The sequence below is a fragment of the Mesorhizobium sp. M0894 genome (assembly GCF_040319725.1).
Taxonomy (GTDB): domain Bacteria; phylum Pseudomonadota; class Alphaproteobacteria; order Rhizobiales; family Rhizobiaceae; genus Mesorhizobium.
Genome location: NZ_JAMYOG010000014.1, coordinates 113,473 through 127,639, shown reverse-complemented (window position 1 = coordinate 127,639; position 14,167 = coordinate 113,473). Strand labels below are relative to the sequence as shown.

The window sequence follows — 14,167 nt, the reverse complement described above, 5'->3', positions numbered from 1 at the left end:
TTCACCACATCTATGTCATCGCACAAAATTCGCCGTTCGCCGGTTTTATGCCGCGATTCAGCGGTTAGGGCGATCATCGCGAAAATGTCAATTCTTGTTTCGCATCAGCGAACAGCCCATAAATGGGTGAGATGAAGCCGTACCCAAAATATTTCGAAAAGATTCGCATCCGCCCGGAGAAGGACGCGGAGCTGAAGTCGCGCTCACCGATCTGCCAGTGGGATGGCTGCAAGGAGGCCGGCACCCACCGCGCCCCGGTCGGACGCATGAAGGAAGGCGAGTACTTCCAGTTCTGCTTCGATCATGTGCGCGAGTACAATAAGGGCTTCAATTATTTCTCGGGCGTTCCCGACACCGAGATTGCCCGCTTCCAGAAGGAGGCCATGACCGGCCACCGGCCGACCTGGAAAATGGGCGTCAACGGTGCTTCGACACGCTCCTCGCCCGACTTCGCCCAGGCGCGCTCCGGTCGCGCCGGCTACTACAACCGCATGCGCGATCCGTTCGATCTGTTCAAAGGCCCGAAGGACCCGCGCGAAGCACGCGAGCGCAAGGCCAAGCCGCTTGAGGCCAAGGCACTGGAAACGCTTGGCCTTGATACAAAGGCGACTGGCAAGGATATCAAGGCGCGCTATAAGGAACTTGTGAAACGCCACCATCCGGATGCGAATGGCGGCGACAGAGGTTCGGAAGACCGGTTCCGCGATGTGCTCCAGGCCTATCGCGTGCTCAAGCAGGCAGGTTTGTGCTGAGCGACCTTACGGTTCGTGTCGCTTTCCAACTTTCATAAGGTTGGAAAAGGCTCTAAGACCGCCCCCGAACAAAATCGATTGCCAGCGAAACGCGGCGTTTCGCTTGTGGAGACGTTGATAGAGATGAACAAGGTCGATCGCGATATCGCCAACCTGCCCGACACCACGGTGTCGGTGAAGGAGACATTCGGCTTCGACTCCAAGATGGTGGTGCCGGCCTATTCGGTGACGAGCGAGCATGTGCCCGACATCGACCCGGACTATCTGTTCGACAAGAACACGACCATGGCGATCCTCGCCGGCTTTGCCTACAACCGCCGGGTCATGGTGTCGGGCTATCACGGCACCGGCAAATCGACGCATATCGAGCAGGTCGCCGCCCGCCTCAACTGGCCCTGCGTGCGCGTTAATCTCGACAGCCATGTCAGCCGTATCGACCTCGTCGGCAAGGACGCCATCGTCGTCAAGGACGGGCTGCAGATCACCGAATTCCGCGACGGCATCCTGCCCTGGGCCTATCAGCACAATGTTGCGCTGTGCTTCGACGAATACGATGCCGGGCGTCCGGACGTGATGTTCGTCATCCAGCGCGTGCTGGAATCGTCGGGCCGGCTGACGCTGCTCGACCAGAGCCGGGTCATCCGCCCGCATCCGGCCTTCCGGCTGTTTTCGACCGCCAACACGGTTGGGCTGGGCGACACCACCGGACTCTATCACGGCACCCAGCAGATCAACCAGGCGCAGATGGACCGCTGGTCGATCGTCACCACGCTGAACTATTTGCCGCACGACAATGAGGTGAACATCGTGCTGGCCAAGGCCAAGCACTATCGCGACGGCAAGGGCAAGGAGATCGTCAACAAGATGGTGCGCGTCGCCGACATGACGCGCTCGGCCTTCATCAACGGCGATTTGTCGACGGTGATGAGCCCGCGCACGGTCATCACCTGGGCCGAGAATGCCGAGATCTTCGGCAATATCGGCATGGCGTTCCGGCTGACCTTCCTCAACAAATGCGACGAGCTGGAACGCTCGCTGGTCGCCGAGTTCTACCAGCGCGCCTTCGGCGAAGATCTGCCGGAATCGGCTGCCAATGTGGTGCTGGGCTAAGCAGAGTCTCGATGGCGGGTCCGGGCGACAACACGCGAAACAAATCCAAGACCGGCGCTGAGAACGACAGCTTCAAGCGCGCGGTTACCGTCTGCATGCGCGCCATCGCCGGCGACAAGGACCTCGAAGTCGGCTTCGCCAAGGACCGGCCGGCGCTGGCCGGCAGCCGCGCCCGGCTGCCCGAACTGCCGAAGAAGGCATCGAAAGCCGATATCGCCATCACCCGGGGGCTCGGCGATTCCATGGCGCTGAAGCGCGCCTGCCATGATGCGCGCATCCACACCAGGCTGGCGCCGGAAGGCAAGCAGGCCCGCGCCATCTATGACGCGGTCGAGCAGGCCCGGGTCGAGGCGATCGGCAGCCGCGCCATGCAGGGCGTTGCCGACAATATCGGCTCGATGCTCGAAGACAAATACGCCCGGGCCAACCTCGTCGACGTCAAGGACAAGGCCGACGCGCCGATCGAGGAGGCGCTGGCGCTGATGGTGCGCGAAAAGCTGACCGGCCGCACTGTGCCGAAGAGCGGCGAACGGCTGGTCGATCTCTGGCGGCCTTGGGTCGAGGAAAAGGCTAGCGCCGACCTCGACGGGCTGTCGGCAAAGCTCGACGACCAGCAGGCCTTTGCCCGCGTCGTGCGCGAGATGCTCGCCTCCATGGAAATGGCCGAGGAACTCGGCGACGACCAGGAGACGGAAGACTCGGAGGACAACGACGAAAACCAGCCGCAAGGCGAGGAGCAGAGCGAGGAGGGCGGCGAAGACGATTCCGGCTCCGAGCAGTCGCAGTCCGAAGATACCGAGGCATCGTCCGACGACGAGCAATCGGCCGAGACCGAGGCCTCCGACGCCACTGCCGACGACCTTTCCGACGATGACGACGCCGACGCGGAGACGCCCGGCGAGGCGCGCCGCAACGACAATCCCTTCACCAATCTGCCGAAAGAGATCGACTACAAGGTCTTCACCACGGCCTTCGACGAGACCGTAGGCGCGGAGGAACTGTGCGAGGAGGAGGAGCTCGACCGGCTGCGCGCCTTCCTCGACAAGCAGCTCGCCAACCTGTCCGGCGTCGTCGGGCGGCTGGCCAACCGGTTGCAGCGCCGCCTGATGGCGCAGCAGAACCGCTCCTGGGATTTCGACCTCGAAGAAGGTTATCTCGATCCGGCACGGCTGGTGCGCGTCGTCATCGACCCGATGCAGCCGCTGTCCTTCAAGCAGGAGCGTGATACCAAATTCCGCGACACGGTGGTGTCGCTGGTGCTCGACAATTCGGGTTCGATGCGCGGCCGGCCGATCACGGTCGCGGCGACCTGCGCCGACATCCTGGCGCGCACGCTGGAACGCTGCGGCGTCTCAGTCGAAATCCTCGGCTTCACCACCCGCGCCTGGAAGGGCGGGCAGGCGCGCGAGAAATGGCTGAAGGAAGGCAAGCCGCCGAACCCCGGCCGGCTCAACGATCTGCGCCACATCATCTATAAATCCGCCGACCATCCGTGGCGGCGGGCGCGCCGCAATCTCGGCCTGATGATGCGCGAGGGCCTGCTCAAGGAAAACATCGACGGCGAGGCGCTGCTTTGGGCGCACAACCGGCTGATCGCGCGGCCGGAGCAGCGCAAGATCCTGATGATGATCTCGGACGGCGCGCCGGTCGACGATTCAACGCTGTCGGTCAATCCGGGCAATTATCTCGAGCGGCATCTGCGCGCCATCATCGAGCTCATCGAGACGCGCTCGCCGGTCGAGCTTTTGGCCATCGGCATCGGCCACGACGTCACCCGCTACTATCGCCGCGCCGTCACCATCGTCGATGCCGAAGAACTGGCCGGCGCCATGACCGAGCAACTGGCCTCGCTGTTCGCCGAGGAAACCGTGCGCGACACGCGGCGCGGCGGCATGCGGCGCGCCGGATGATTTTTTCCCGCGGCGGCCTTTGGCAGACGCTTTTGGCCGCCATTGCGTTGTCAGGCATCAGTTTGGCGCCGGCTGTCGCTTCCGGCCCGACCTCGGTCGAGCCGGCCGAAATCTCGGCACGGCCGATCAGCGAATTCCATATCGGCCGGCCGGACAAACAGTTCGGGCCGCTCGAATTCGTCGGCGGGCTCGAAATGACCTCGCCGACGCGCGATTTCGGCGCGCTGTCGGCGCTTCGGTTCCTCAAGCCGGGCAGCGATTTCATCGGCGTCGCCGACACCGGCTTCTGGTTCTTCGGCACCCTCGTCCACGATGCCGACAAGCGGCCTTCCGGCATTCAGAATTTTCGCATGCAGCAGATGGTCGACGCGGCCGGCCAGCCGATCGACCTGAAATGGGCGGTCGATGCCGAAGGCCTCGCGGTCCAGGACGGCATTGCCACGGTCGGCTTCGAGCGCGATCACCGTATCGCAGAGTTCAAGATCGACCCGGCCGACATGAAGGCGCCTTTCAAGCAATTGGACTTCCTGATCCCGGCCTGGGAACTTCGCCGCAATCGCGGCTTTGAGACCGTCACCCGCGCCCATCCTTGCGGACAGCACCAGGGCGGGCTGGTCGTGGTGTCGGAAAAGAGCCTCGACAAGGCCGGCAACATCTTTGCCGCGATCATCGAAGGGCCGCACAAGGGCGTCTTCACCGTCAAGCGCAATGGCGATTTCGACATCACCGACGGCGCCTTCCTGCCGGATGGCGACCTGTTGCTTCTGGAGCGCAGTTTTTCGATGGCCGGCGGCGTCAAGATGCGGCTGCGGCGCATCTATGGCGAAAGCGTCGAGAAGGGCGCCGTCGCCGACGGGCCGGTGCTGCTTGAAGCCGACATGGATTACCAGATCGACAACATGGAAGCGCTCGACGTCTGGACCCGCGACGACGGCGCGCTGATCGTGTCGCTGATGTCCGACGACAACCACTCGATCCTGCAGCGCAACCTCTATCTGGAATTCATCCTGCACGAGGATTGACGCGCGATCGGCCATTGATCGGCTGTTGGCGATGCTGGCATTTCCGCGCCGTTTCGCAGCGCATGCAATTTCCCATGGCGATTTCCCCTCGCAATGACCCGCGTCGCGGGTTTTCCAACCGGCTCTCACCATCTGCAAAAATACTTTAGTCGTGACTTGACAATTTGTGTCATCGGCGAAATACTCAAGTCCATGCTTAACTATTCCGAGATCGACAGCGTCCTGCGGGCTCTTGCCGAGCCGACGCGGCGGGCAATCCTGGAAAGGCTGGGCCGCGGGCCGGCCACCGTCAGCCAGCTGGCGGAGCCGTTCGGCATGACCTTCGCCGCGGTGCTCCAGCATCTCCAGGCGCTGGAAGCGTGCGGGCTGATCCGCAGCGAAAAAATCGGACGCGTGCGCACCTGCCGGATCGAGCCCGGCGGGCTCGCCCCGCTCGCCGACTGGATCGCCGCGCGCCGCACGCCGGCCGAACGCCACCTCGACCGTCTGGGCCAGATTCTGGCGGAGGCCGACCAACCGAACCCAACAATTCACGACCAGGAAAAGGACGAAAAGAAATGAACCAGATTGCGCCCGTGAACGACCAGCACTCCGTCATCCATTCAACCTTCACGATCGAGCGGACCTATCCTCGATCGCCCGAGCGCGTCTTCTTCGCCTTTGCCGACGAGGCGACGGTGCGGCGCTGGCGCGTCGACGGCGACGGCTTCACCATCGCCGAATTCACCTTCGATTTCCGTGTCGGCGGCGGCGAGGTTTCGCGGTTCAGCTATCAGGGCGGCCCGGAAATCAGGCTCGATGCGCAGTTCCAGGACATCGTCCCTGAGCGGCGCATCGTATTTTCCTACCGGATGGCGGTCGGGTCGCAGCCGCTGTCGGCGTCGCTCACCACGGTCGAGCTTGCACCTTCCGGCGACGGCACCCGCCTGACCTATACCGAACAGGGTGCCTTCTTCGATGGTGTCGATTCAGCGCAAGGGCGCGAGGAGGGCACGCGCGGGCTGTTGCAGGCACTTGCCGCCGAGCTTCAGAAGGCGAAGTAGAGGTTCGTCGGCGTACCGGGCGGCGTCCAACAAGGCCCGCCCGGATTGCGAGGGGCCTATTGCCCTTTGCGCGCGAGCCAGATGACGTGACGGGCGCCGCGCTTGCCGTGAGCCCGCACCTTGACCTCCTCGACCGTGAAGCTCGCCTGCTTGAGCCGCCGGGTGAAGCCTGCGTCAGGGCCCTGCGACCAGACCGCCAGCACACCGCCGGGCTTGAGAGCTGCTCTCGCGCTGTTCAGGCCGGCTGCGCTGTAGAGCGCGTCGTTGCCCTTGTAGACGATGCCTTCGGGGCCGTTGTCGACGTCGAGCAGGATCGCGTCCCAGGCCGATGCTTGCGAACGGATGAGCTGACCGACATCGGTCTCGTGAACACTGACGCGCCGGTCGTCAAGGCAACCGTCGAAAACCTCGGCCATCGGGCCGCGCGCCCACGTCACGACTGCCGGCACCAGTTCGGCAACAGTGACCTGCGCATCGTCGCCGAGCTCGGCCAGCGCCGCGCGCAAGGTAAAGCCCATGCCCAGGCCGCCGATCAGGATGCTTGGGTTCCGGCGGCCGGCAATCCTTTGACGGGACAGTTTGGCCAGCGCCTCTTCGGAACCGCTGAGCCGACTGTTCATCAGCTCGTTGGCGCCAAGCATGATCGAGAATTCGCCGCCGCGCCGTTTCAGGCGAAGCTCCTGTCCGCCGTCAGGCGTTTTTGCCGAGTCCAGCTGAAGCCAGGGGATCATGCTCGATAGTCTTTGAGCATGATCTTGTCCGAAAACCGGTTCCCACTTTTCGCTAACGCGGACCTTCGGTTCGGGATCATGCTCTATGCCGCCAGTGCCGGCTGGCTCCAGCGGGCGGCAAGCAGCCGGTAAGGGATCAGCGCTACCACCGCTATGATCAGCTTGACGCTGAGATCGCCGAGCGCCCAGGATATCCAGCGCATCGTCTCGACTGGCAGCATGCCCATGAGCGGTGCGGTCTCCAGCGCAAAGCCATCGTTCGGCCCGGCGAAGGCGAAAGCCGCCGCGAAGGCGACGGTGAAAAACACCACCGTATCGAAAACGGAGCCGACCAGCGTGCCGACGATCGGCGCGCGCCACCAGCTCTGCCGGCGCAGTCGGTTGAACACGGTGACGTCGAGCAATTGCGCGGTGAGGAAGGCCGCACCCGACGCCGCGGCAATGCGCACCAGCCGGTCGGCGGCGGTCTCGAATTCGATCAGGCCGTGGCGAAACAGCAAGGGCGGGATGACGATCGAGCAGACCACCGCTGTCATGAACCCGACAAAGACGATCCTGCGCGCCACCGCCGGGCCGTAGCGGCGATTGGCGAGATCGGTGACCAGGAAGGAGAACGGATAGGTGAAGGCGCCCCAGGTCAGGATGTCGGCCAGCGACAACCCGCCGATTGCGCCCTGCATCGGAAACTGCACGAGGATGTTCGAGGCCACGACGACGAGCGCCATGGCGGCCACGAAGGGCAGGTATCGCGAGAGGAAAATCATTTTTTTATCCTGGGTAATGGAACCAGCGGAAACGCGATCCGGAGTTCGGATCACGCCCTGGAAGGCGGCTGCCGCCGAAAAATTCAGGCGGCCGGCTGTTCGGCGAGCTTCTTGGCGATCTGCTTCTTCAACAGGCGGGCGCGCTGCGACAATTGCTTGGCATCGGCCTTGGCCAGGAAGGCATCGAGGCCGCCGCGATGCTCGACCGAACGCAGCGCGTTGGCCGAAATGCGCAGGCGCACATTCTGGTTCAGCGCTTCAGAGATCAGCGTCACATTGACGAGATTGGGCAGGAAGCGACGCTTGGTCTTGTTGTTGGCGTGGCTCACATTGTTGCCGGACATGACTGCCTTGGCAGTGAGTTCGCAGGTGCGGGACATGATACTAACCTTCGGTTCTCGGTCCTGGCCAAACATTCGACCCGCGCCGGGTGGCGCGCGGTTTCGGTCAGGCGGCCTTATGGAAAAAGTTGGCGTTCCATAGTTGCATTTCGCCGATGCGTCAAGCTTGGGGTTGGTTCGGGAGAGGGAATTGCACCTTCAAGAGATGAGCACCAGTGGCGAAGCTGCCGATCTCTCCGCTTGCGGGGGAGATGGCCGGCAGGCCAGAGGGGGTGCTGTCCCTCCGACTTAGCTCCGTTGCAGCCAAAACTCTCGGCACTGGGAGGATAAGCTGGATCTTGGCGATCCTTCCCACCCCCTCTGCCCTGCCGGGCATCTCCTCCGCAAGGGGGGAGATCGACAAATTCATCGAGCGCCACATTTTGTTCTTGCTTTGTGCCGGCAGCTATGCTACTAATTTGGGTATGGTGCTGATTCGCGCCGACGACCCGCCCGCCGAGGCGGGTTTTTCATTTCTGGCTTCCGTCACCTCCCACCGACCAGCCCCAGTGTTCCCTGCCGACGCCGCCTTCACATTAAGGCCGGAATTCAGCCTATAAGCGGTCACACAGGGACATGCCAGATCGCCCGTCTCCGGTCGACAATCAAGGACCCGCCATGCCTCGTTCTTTCCTCCATGCCCTGGTCGTGCTGTTCGCCGTCGCGCTGTCGACGACGGTTTCGGCCGCCGAGCCGCAATCCTTCACGGGCGAGTATTCGGTGTCGTTCCTCGGCCTTTCCGTGGCCAAGGCGAAATTCTCCAGCCATTACGAGGGCGACACCTATTCGATCGAGGGCAGCGTCTCCAGCGCCGGGCTCGCCACATTGTTCGACGATACGCGAGGCACGATCTCATCGAAGGGCAAGATTTCGGGCAAGCAGTTGCAGCCGCAGGCGTTTCGCGCCGACTACACGTCCGGCAAGAAGGCGTCGATGATCGACATCCAGTTTGCCAACGGCGTGGTCACCTCGACCAAGGTCGTGCCTGAGCCAAAGAAGCGCAATCCCGAGAATTGGATACCCCTGGTCGGCAGCGATCTCGTATCCGTCCTCGATCCGATGGCCGCGACCGTCATCCATGCCGACAGCCTCGACCAGGTCTGCGGGCGCACGGTGAAGCTCTATGACGGCGAAATGCGTGCCGATCTGAAACTGACCTACGAGTCGAAAGGGTCGATCTCGGTGGCCGGCTACGAGGGCGATACGGTCACCTGCAGGCTGGGTTTCGAGCCGGTGGCCGGCTACCGCAAGAACCGCAAGGCGCTGAACTACCTGAAGAAACGCAGCCGCATCATGGTGACGTTTGCACCGGTCGGCCAAAGCGGCGTATATGCGCCGATCCGCGCCACGGTCAGCACGCAAATCGGCCCGTTGACGGTCAGCGCGGAGCGGTTCGAAGCAGACGAATAGGCGTGATGGTGCGCCGCCAATGGGCCACGGGGCGACGGGTATGGCGCGCGCAACACTGATCGGCTTCTCCGCGGTCGCCATGTGGGCGCTGCTGGCGCTGTTTACGGATGCTTCGGGTTCGGTGCCGCCGTTCCTGCTTTCGGCAATCACCTTTACGCTCGGCACCTGCGTCGGCCTGGTTGCCCGGCTGTTCATGCCGGCAGCCGATGGCGCCGCGAAGATACCGCGCCAAGTCAAAATACCACGCAAAGTCTGGGTGATCGGCATTGCCGGCCTGTTCGGCTACCACTTCTTCTACTTCACCGCGCTGCGCAATGCGCCGGCCGTCGAGGCCAGCCTTATCGCCTATCTGTGGCCGCTGCTGATCGTGCTGGGATCGGCGCTGATGCCTGGCGAGCGGCTGGCCTGGAACCATATCGTCGGCGCGCTGCTCGGCCTTGCCGGCACGGTCCTGATCGTCACCAAGGGCGGCGGACTTGCCTTCGATGCACGTTATGCCTTCGGCTATGCGATGGCCGCCGTCTGTGCCGTGTTGTGGTCGTCCTATTCGCTGTTATCGCGGCGCTTCCCGTCGGTGCCGACCAGCATCGTCACCTGGTTCTGCGCCGCCACCGCGGCACTTTCGCTCGTCTGCCATCTGTTGCTGGAAGAAACGGTGCTGCCCAACGGCGCCGGCCAGTGGCTGGCCGTGCTCGGCCTCGGTCTGATGCCGGTAGGGGCGGCGTTCTATGCCTGGGACATCGGTGTCAAGCGCGGCAACATCCAGGTGCTGGGGGCGGCAAGCTACGCCGCGCCGCTGCTGTCGACACTGGTGCTGATCGCCGCCGGCTTCGCCGAGCCGTCATGGCGCATCCTCGCCGCCTGCGTGCTGATCACCGGCGGCGCGGCACTGGCGGCGAAATCGCTGTTGCTGCGCAAGAGGGACACGAGCGAGGCAAACGCTTGATGCCGTTTCCCGGCGGCATCGATGCCAATGCCGATGCGACGCTGCTGTTTTCATTGGCGGCGGCGGTGATCTATGCGTTCAGCCTCGGCATGCCGCCGCGTCTTTCGCGGTCGGCGGCAAGGACATTGGCGGTGGCGATGCTGGCGGTGCTGGTCGTGCAGCAGAGCGGCCCATGGCTGCTCGTCGCCGCACTGGGCGTCAGCGCGGTCGGCGACGCCTTCCTGTCGCGCGACGGCGAGAAGGCATTTCTTGGCGGCGCGGCCAGTTTTCTTGCCGCTCATGTGCTTTACTTCGTGCTGTTCCTGCGTGCCGGCGGCGGCCTCGGGCTGCTTCCGGCCGAGCCGTGGCGGGCAGCGATCGTGCTGGCGATGGTCGTGTTGGTGCTGGCGATGGTTTTCGCGCTCCGGCGCCGCGTCGGCCCGGCACTGCGCCTGCCGATAGGCCTTCGTGTGGCGGCAATTCTCGCCATGGGCATTGGCGCGCTTACCCTGAGTAGTGCCTGGGTCATCGGTGGCGTCGCCCTGCTCATATTGTCCGACGGGCTGCTTGCCGCGGAAAAGTTCCTGCTGCCCGCCATCTCGCCGCACCGTGCCTGGATGCGCCATGCGGTCTGGGCGCTGTATTACGCCGGCCAGCTGGCGATCACCCTGGGTTTCGTTTTAGGCTAGGCATGTCGATATTCAGATGATGCCGGCCTGCAAACGGCGAAAGATCCGACGCTTGGTGCCCATGGGCAAGCCTTTGTGACGCAATCCTCGAGGTCGTCAGATCAGAGGGTAAAAAATTCTCGCTTGACCTAGAGCTGCTCCAGCTTGGTAGCCTAGCGCACAATCGGCAGGGTAGGCGACACATGCGCATTTCGGAGGCGGCAGCTACAAGCGGACTGGGTATCGACACTATCCGCTATTATCAAAAATTGGGTTTGCTTCCGAAGGTCAGGCGAGGACGTGACGGGAGGCGGGACTTCTCGGCAGAGAATGTCGAATGGCTAATACTCCTGTCCTCGCTGCGCGAGACAGGTATGCCCATGGAGCAGATGCGATACTTTGCGCGGCTTTATCAGCGGGGCAGCGAGACTCTGCCCGAACGGAAAGCGGTTCTTCTTGATCACGCAGCGCATCTGGACAAGCGGCGAGCTGCGTTGGATGGCTGCGCCGAACTCCTTGCCTACAAGCTCAAACGATATGACGAGATGGCAGAAGAAATATCATGAGAATTATTGTCGTCGGCGCGGAAGGTGACATCGGCAAAGCGGTTTGCGACGAGTTGGGTTCCCGCCACGCGATCATCAAGGCCAGCCGCTCTAGTGGCGACTTTCAGGTTGATATGGCTGACCGCGCATCGCTCGATGCCATGTACGCCAAATGTGGCAAAGTGGATGCCGTCATCTCTACCGCAGGCAATGTCCATTTCGGGCCGCTTGGCAAGTACACCGAAGAGACGTTTATGCTTGGCCTGCGCCATAAGGTCATGGGCCAGGTCAATCTGGTGTTGGCAGGGTTGGCCACTGTCAGCGATGGCGGCTCGTTCACACTGACTAGCGGAGTGCTCGACCGCGATCCCATTCGGATGGGAACAGGGGCGGCAACAGCGAACGGCGCGCTCGGCGGTTTTGTCCTTGGTGCGGCGATCGAGATGCCGCGCGGTCGTCCCGGACTTCTGGACGTGTCCGTGCCGAGATATGGCGAGTGGTTCCCCGGTCACGAGCCCGTTTCGTCGAAACGGGTGGGGCTCGCCTATGCGAAGAGCGTGGAAGGGGCCATCACCTGCCAAGTGATCATCGTCGGGTAGTTTCGCAGAAATCCTAAGTGTTGGGACATATTGGTCGCCCCCTGAATATCAAGGGTAGTTTCCGTTGCAAAATTTCGGAGGTTCGAGAGTGACTCTTGCGACAACCTGAACGACGGCTTTCCATCCTGAGCGGCTGTTGTCGTTGGGTACCAAGCGTCAGGTCTTCACCACTACGGCGTGCCCGGCAGCCAGCCTGGTTCGGCCAATTCGAAGGCGGCGAAATCGAAGCCCGGCGCCACGGTGCAGCCGACCAGCGTCCATTCGCCGAGGCTGCGTGCCGACTGCCACCAGCCTGCCGGCACGACGATCTGCGGCCGCTCGCCTGCGGCAAGCGCCGTGCCAAGGATCTCCTCGATGACGGGACCGCCTTCTCGATGTATCGACAGCGCCAGCGGCGCACCGTCATAGAAGTGCCAAACCTCGGCCGCGTCCTTGACCCGGTGCCAGGCCGACAATTGGTCCTTCTCCAGAAGGAAATAGATCGCCGTCGAATGGCCGCGCGTGCCTGCCGCGCCGTCGCGAAAGGTTTCGGCATACCAGCCGCCTTCCGGATGCGGCTTCAGGCCGAGCAGGGCGATGATTTCGGCGGAACTGGTCATGCCCTAGCTCCTGGTGCCGCTCAGAAATTGTCCTTGCGCTTGCGGATCTCGGCGAACACTTCGGCGTCGGAGGCCTTTTCCAGGCCGAGATGCCTGCGGATCGCCGGATCGTGCCAGCGCAGGAACGGATTGGTCGACAGTTCCTCGCCGATCGTCGTCGGCAGCGTCGGCTTGCCGTCGGCGCGCAGCGCCTCGATCTTGGCGGCACGCTCTTTCAGCGCCGAATTGGTCGGGTCGACGGTCAGCGCGAAACGGGCGTTGGCCAGCGTATACTCATGTCCGCAATAGACGACCGTCTCGGCCGGCAGCGCTGCGAGCTTTTTCAGGGATTCGTACATCACCGGCGGCTTGCATTCGAGCAGCCGCCCACAGCCGAGCGCAAACAGCGTATCCGCGGCGAATGCCACTTTTGACGCCGGCAGGTGATAGGTGACATGGCCTGCGGTGTGGCCGGGTGTGGCGATGACCTCGATCCGCTCATCGCCGAGGTGGACGACCGAGCCTTGCTCGACGGTTTCGTCGATGCCGGGAATCTTTGCCTTTTCGGCTTCCGGCCCGACGATGCGCAGCTTGAAACGCTCCTTCAGCGCCAGATTGGCCTCGACGTGGTCGAGATGGTGGTGGGTGGTCAGGATCATCGTCGGCGTCCAGCCGGTGCGCTTGATGGCGGCCAGGATCGGCGCCTCTTCGGGTGCGTCGATGAGCGCCGTCTGGCCGCTTTTGGGGTCATGCACCAGCACGCCGAAATTGTCGCTGCGGCACATGAATTGTTCGATCTCGACCGGCATCATATCTCTCCGTTTACAGGCGCAGACATAGGGCGCCTGCCAGCTGATGTCATCTGCCTTTGTTGAACTTGGACTGCTTCGAAGCTACCGTTCCGCCCATGCATTCAGATATTGTCGACCTCCGTTCCTTCTATTCGACCACGCTCGGGCGCCTGGCCGAACGCTCGATCACCATGGCGCTGTCCTCGCTATGGGCTGTTGTGCCCAACGAGCGGCTGGTCGGCCTCGGCTATACCTTGCCATGGCTGGAGCGCTTCGGCAGCGATGCCGAGCGCGTCTTTGCCTTCATGCCGGCGACGCAGGGCGCGGTGGTCTGGCCGGCGACGGGGCCGACGGCGACCGCCCTGGTCTTCGACGAGGAGCTGCCGCTGGTCGATTCCTGCATCGACCGCATGCTGCTCGTCCATTCGCTCGAACATGTCGAGAACCCGCGCGAGACGCTGAACGAGATCTGGCGGGTGCTGTCGCCGGCCGGCCGTGTCGTCATCGTCGTGCCCAACCGGCGAGGCGTCTGGGCGCGCTTCGAGCATACGCCTTTCGGCAATGGCCGGCCGTTCTCGCGCGGCCAGCTGACCGAATTGCTGCGCGAAGCGAATTTCACGCCGGCGGCATGGTCCGATGCGCTGTTCTTTCCGCCGTCGCCGCGACGTTTCATGATGCAGTTCCACAATGTGCTGGAGCGTGCCGGCCGGCGCTTCTGGCCGATCTTTTCGGGCGTCATCGTTGTCGAGGCGCAGAAGCGGCTCTATCAGGGCGTCCCGGTGGCGCAGCGCGCCTCCCGCCGCGTCTTCGTGCCGGTTCTCTCGCCGCATGGCGCGCCGACGCTTGGCCGGCTGTCGGGGGCCGAACGTCCGGCGTAGCCAGGATGACGCGTTCGTGATCCGACGCAGGCTTTTTCTCACCTATCTGTCGCGGACGGGT

General features: G+C 63.3%; 18 protein-coding genes. 13 read left to right on the top strand and 5 right to left on the bottom strand.

The features are described from left to right. Window positions 1-122 precede the first annotated feature (122 nt). From NKH91_RS24120 to NKH91_RS24095, 6 genes are all read left to right on the top strand, one after another. Window positions 123-752 carry a J domain-containing protein gene (locus NKH91_RS24120; RefSeq protein WP_036238769.1) on the top strand — a complete coding sequence of 210 codons (630 nt, stop codon included), beginning with the start codon at window positions 123-125 and terminating at the stop codon, window positions 750-752. Between the two features lie 123 nt (window positions 753-875). After that, on the top strand, window positions 876-1,862 hold the full coding sequence (cobS, locus tag NKH91_RS24115; protein WP_023721131.1) for a cobaltochelatase subunit CobS: 987 nt from the start codon (window positions 876-878) through the stop codon (window positions 1,860-1,862). Between the two features lie 11 nt (window positions 1,863-1,873). Beyond that, complete coding sequence (gene cobT, locus NKH91_RS24110; RefSeq protein ID WP_023721130.1) at window positions 1,874-3,772, top strand: cobaltochelatase subunit CobT; 1,899 nt, start codon at window positions 1,874-1,876, stop codon at window positions 3,770-3,772. Then, complete coding sequence (locus tag NKH91_RS24105; RefSeq protein WP_352847514.1) at window positions 3,769-4,794, top strand: esterase-like activity of phytase family protein; 1,026 nt, start codon at window positions 3,769-3,771, stop codon at window positions 4,792-4,794. Before cobT ends, NKH91_RS24105 begins: the two co-directional genes overlap by 4 nt. Window positions 4,795-4,986: 192 nt before the next feature. After that, on the top strand, window positions 4,987-5,355 hold the full coding sequence (locus NKH91_RS24100) for an ArsR/SmtB family transcription factor (RefSeq protein ID WP_352847645.1): 369 nt from the start codon (window positions 4,987-4,989) through the stop codon (window positions 5,353-5,355). After that, entirely contained in the window at window positions 5,352-5,837 is a 486-nt protein-coding gene (locus NKH91_RS24095) for an SRPBCC family protein (RefSeq protein ID WP_352885076.1), read from the top strand. The genes NKH91_RS24100 and NKH91_RS24095 overlap by 4 nt, the downstream gene beginning before the upstream one ends. Before the next feature lie 56 nt (window positions 5,838-5,893). On the opposite strand, the gene NKH91_RS24090 is transcribed toward NKH91_RS24095, so the two are convergent. From NKH91_RS24090 to rpmB, 3 genes are all read right to left on the bottom strand, one after another. Then, window positions 5,894-6,568, bottom strand: a complete 675-nt coding sequence (locus NKH91_RS24090) for a spermidine synthase (RefSeq protein ID WP_352847518.1) — start codon at window positions 6,566-6,568, stop codon at window positions 5,894-5,896. Between the two features lie 83 nt (window positions 6,569-6,651). Continuing rightward, window positions 6,652-7,332: a queuosine precursor transporter gene (locus NKH91_RS24085; RefSeq protein WP_023721125.1), complete on the bottom strand. Its 681-nt coding sequence runs from the start codon at window positions 7,330-7,332 to the stop codon at window positions 6,652-6,654. An 83-nt stretch (window positions 7,333-7,415) separates the two neighbouring features. Continuing rightward, a complete protein-coding gene (gene rpmB / locus NKH91_RS24080) occupies window positions 7,416-7,712 on the bottom strand; it encodes a 50S ribosomal protein L28 (RefSeq protein ID WP_023721124.1) in 297 nt (98 codons plus the stop codon). Window positions 7,713-8,011: 299 nt separating this feature from the next. On the opposite strand from rpmB, the gene NKH91_RS24075 reads away from it, so the two are divergent. From NKH91_RS24075 to NKH91_RS24050, 6 genes are all read left to right on the top strand, one after another. After that, window positions 8,012-8,272 carry a hypothetical protein gene (locus tag NKH91_RS24075; protein ID WP_352847520.1) on the top strand — a complete coding sequence of 87 codons (261 nt, stop codon included), beginning with the start codon at window positions 8,012-8,014 and terminating at the stop codon, window positions 8,270-8,272. 58 nt (window positions 8,273-8,330) lie between these two features. Further along, entirely contained in the window at window positions 8,331-9,122 is a 792-nt protein-coding gene (locus tag NKH91_RS24070) for a DUF3108 domain-containing protein (RefSeq protein ID WP_352495630.1), read from the top strand. A 40-nt stretch (window positions 9,123-9,162) separates the two neighbouring features. After that, on the top strand, window positions 9,163-10,068 hold the full coding sequence (yddG, locus tag NKH91_RS24065) for an aromatic amino acid exporter YddG (RefSeq protein WP_352847523.1): 906 nt from the start codon (window positions 9,163-9,165) through the stop codon (window positions 10,066-10,068). Then, a complete protein-coding gene (locus tag NKH91_RS24060) occupies window positions 10,068-10,736 on the top strand; it encodes a lysoplasmalogenase family protein (protein ID WP_352847525.1) in 669 nt (222 codons plus the stop codon). The genes yddG and NKH91_RS24060 overlap by 1 nt, the downstream gene beginning before the upstream one ends. 182 nt (window positions 10,737-10,918) lie before the next feature. Beyond that, window positions 10,919-11,281 (top strand): MerR family transcriptional regulator, encoded by a 363-nt coding sequence (locus tag NKH91_RS24055; RefSeq protein WP_352847528.1) that lies wholly within the window; start codon window positions 10,919-10,921, stop codon window positions 11,279-11,281. Beyond that, window positions 11,278-11,859 carry a short chain dehydrogenase gene (locus NKH91_RS24050; RefSeq protein WP_352847530.1) on the top strand — a complete coding sequence of 194 codons (582 nt, stop codon included), beginning with the start codon at window positions 11,278-11,280 and terminating at the stop codon, window positions 11,857-11,859. Before NKH91_RS24055 ends, NKH91_RS24050 begins: the two co-directional genes overlap by 4 nt. A gap of 170 nt (window positions 11,860-12,029) precedes the next feature. On the opposite strand, the gene NKH91_RS24045 is transcribed toward NKH91_RS24050, so the two are convergent. Together NKH91_RS24045 and gloB are read right to left on the bottom strand one after the other, a co-directional pair. Next, window positions 12,030-12,458: a cupin domain-containing protein gene (locus NKH91_RS24045; protein WP_352483497.1), complete on the bottom strand. Its 429-nt coding sequence runs from the start codon at window positions 12,456-12,458 to the stop codon at window positions 12,030-12,032. Between the two features lie 20 nt (window positions 12,459-12,478). Continuing rightward, the gene (gloB, locus tag NKH91_RS24040) at window positions 12,479-13,246 is read right to left on the bottom strand and encodes a hydroxyacylglutathione hydrolase (protein ID WP_023721117.1); all 768 of its coding nucleotides are present in this window, start codon (window positions 13,244-13,246) and stop codon (window positions 12,479-12,481) included. 98 nt (window positions 13,247-13,344) lie between these two features. On the opposite strand from gloB, the gene NKH91_RS24035 reads away from it, so the two are divergent. Continuing rightward, window positions 13,345-14,106: a class I SAM-dependent methyltransferase gene (locus NKH91_RS24035; RefSeq protein ID WP_352847533.1), complete on the top strand. Its 762-nt coding sequence runs from the start codon at window positions 13,345-13,347 to the stop codon at window positions 14,104-14,106. The last annotated feature ends 61 nt before the right edge of the window (window positions 14,107-14,167 follow it).

Bases quoted from the DNA above. Each gene is read 5' to 3' on its own strand.
- NKH91_RS24090 (WP_352847518.1), bottom strand. From the start codon at position 6,568: ATGATCCCCTGGCTTCAGCTGGACTCGGCAAAAACGCCTGACGGCGGA.
- NKH91_RS24095 (WP_352885076.1), top strand. From the start codon at position 5,352: ATGAACCAGATTGCGCCCGTGAACGACCAGCACTCCGTCATCCATTCA.
- yddG (WP_352847523.1), top strand. From the start codon at position 9,163: ATGGCGCGCGCAACACTGATCGGCTTCTCCGCGGTCGCCATGTGGGCG.
- NKH91_RS24120 (WP_036238769.1), top strand. From the start codon at position 123: ATGGGTGAGATGAAGCCGTACCCAAAATATTTCGAAAAGATTCGCATC.
- NKH91_RS24100 (WP_352847645.1), top strand. From the start codon at position 4,987: ATGCTTAACTATTCCGAGATCGACAGCGTCCTGCGGGCTCTTGCCGAG.
- NKH91_RS24105 (WP_352847514.1), top strand. From the start codon at position 3,769: ATGATTTTTTCCCGCGGCGGCCTTTGGCAGACGCTTTTGGCCGCCATT.
- NKH91_RS24035 (WP_352847533.1), top strand. From the start codon at position 13,345: ATGCATTCAGATATTGTCGACCTCCGTTCCTTCTATTCGACCACGCTC.
- gloB (WP_023721117.1), bottom strand. From the start codon at position 13,246: ATGCCGGTCGAGATCGAACAATTCATGTGCCGCAGCGACAATTTCGGC.
- NKH91_RS24060 (WP_352847525.1), top strand. From the start codon at position 10,068: ATGCCGTTTCCCGGCGGCATCGATGCCAATGCCGATGCGACGCTGCTG.
- NKH91_RS24045 (WP_352483497.1), bottom strand. From the start codon at position 12,458: ATGACCAGTTCCGCCGAAATCATCGCCCTGCTCGGCCTGAAGCCGCAT.
- rpmB (WP_023721124.1), bottom strand. From the start codon at position 7,712: ATGTCCCGCACCTGCGAACTCACTGCCAAGGCAGTCATGTCCGGCAAC.
- NKH91_RS24050 (WP_352847530.1), top strand. From the start codon at position 11,278: ATGAGAATTATTGTCGTCGGCGCGGAAGGTGACATCGGCAAAGCGGTT.
- NKH91_RS24055 (WP_352847528.1), top strand. From the start codon at position 10,919: ATGCGCATTTCGGAGGCGGCAGCTACAAGCGGACTGGGTATCGACACT.
- NKH91_RS24070 (WP_352495630.1), top strand. From the start codon at position 8,331: ATGCCTCGTTCTTTCCTCCATGCCCTGGTCGTGCTGTTCGCCGTCGCG.
- cobS (WP_023721131.1), top strand. From the start codon at position 876: ATGAACAAGGTCGATCGCGATATCGCCAACCTGCCCGACACCACGGTG.
- cobT (WP_023721130.1), top strand. From the start codon at position 1,874: ATGGCGGGTCCGGGCGACAACACGCGAAACAAATCCAAGACCGGCGCT.
- NKH91_RS24085 (WP_023721125.1), bottom strand. From the start codon at position 7,332: ATGATTTTCCTCTCGCGATACCTGCCCTTCGTGGCCGCCATGGCGCTC.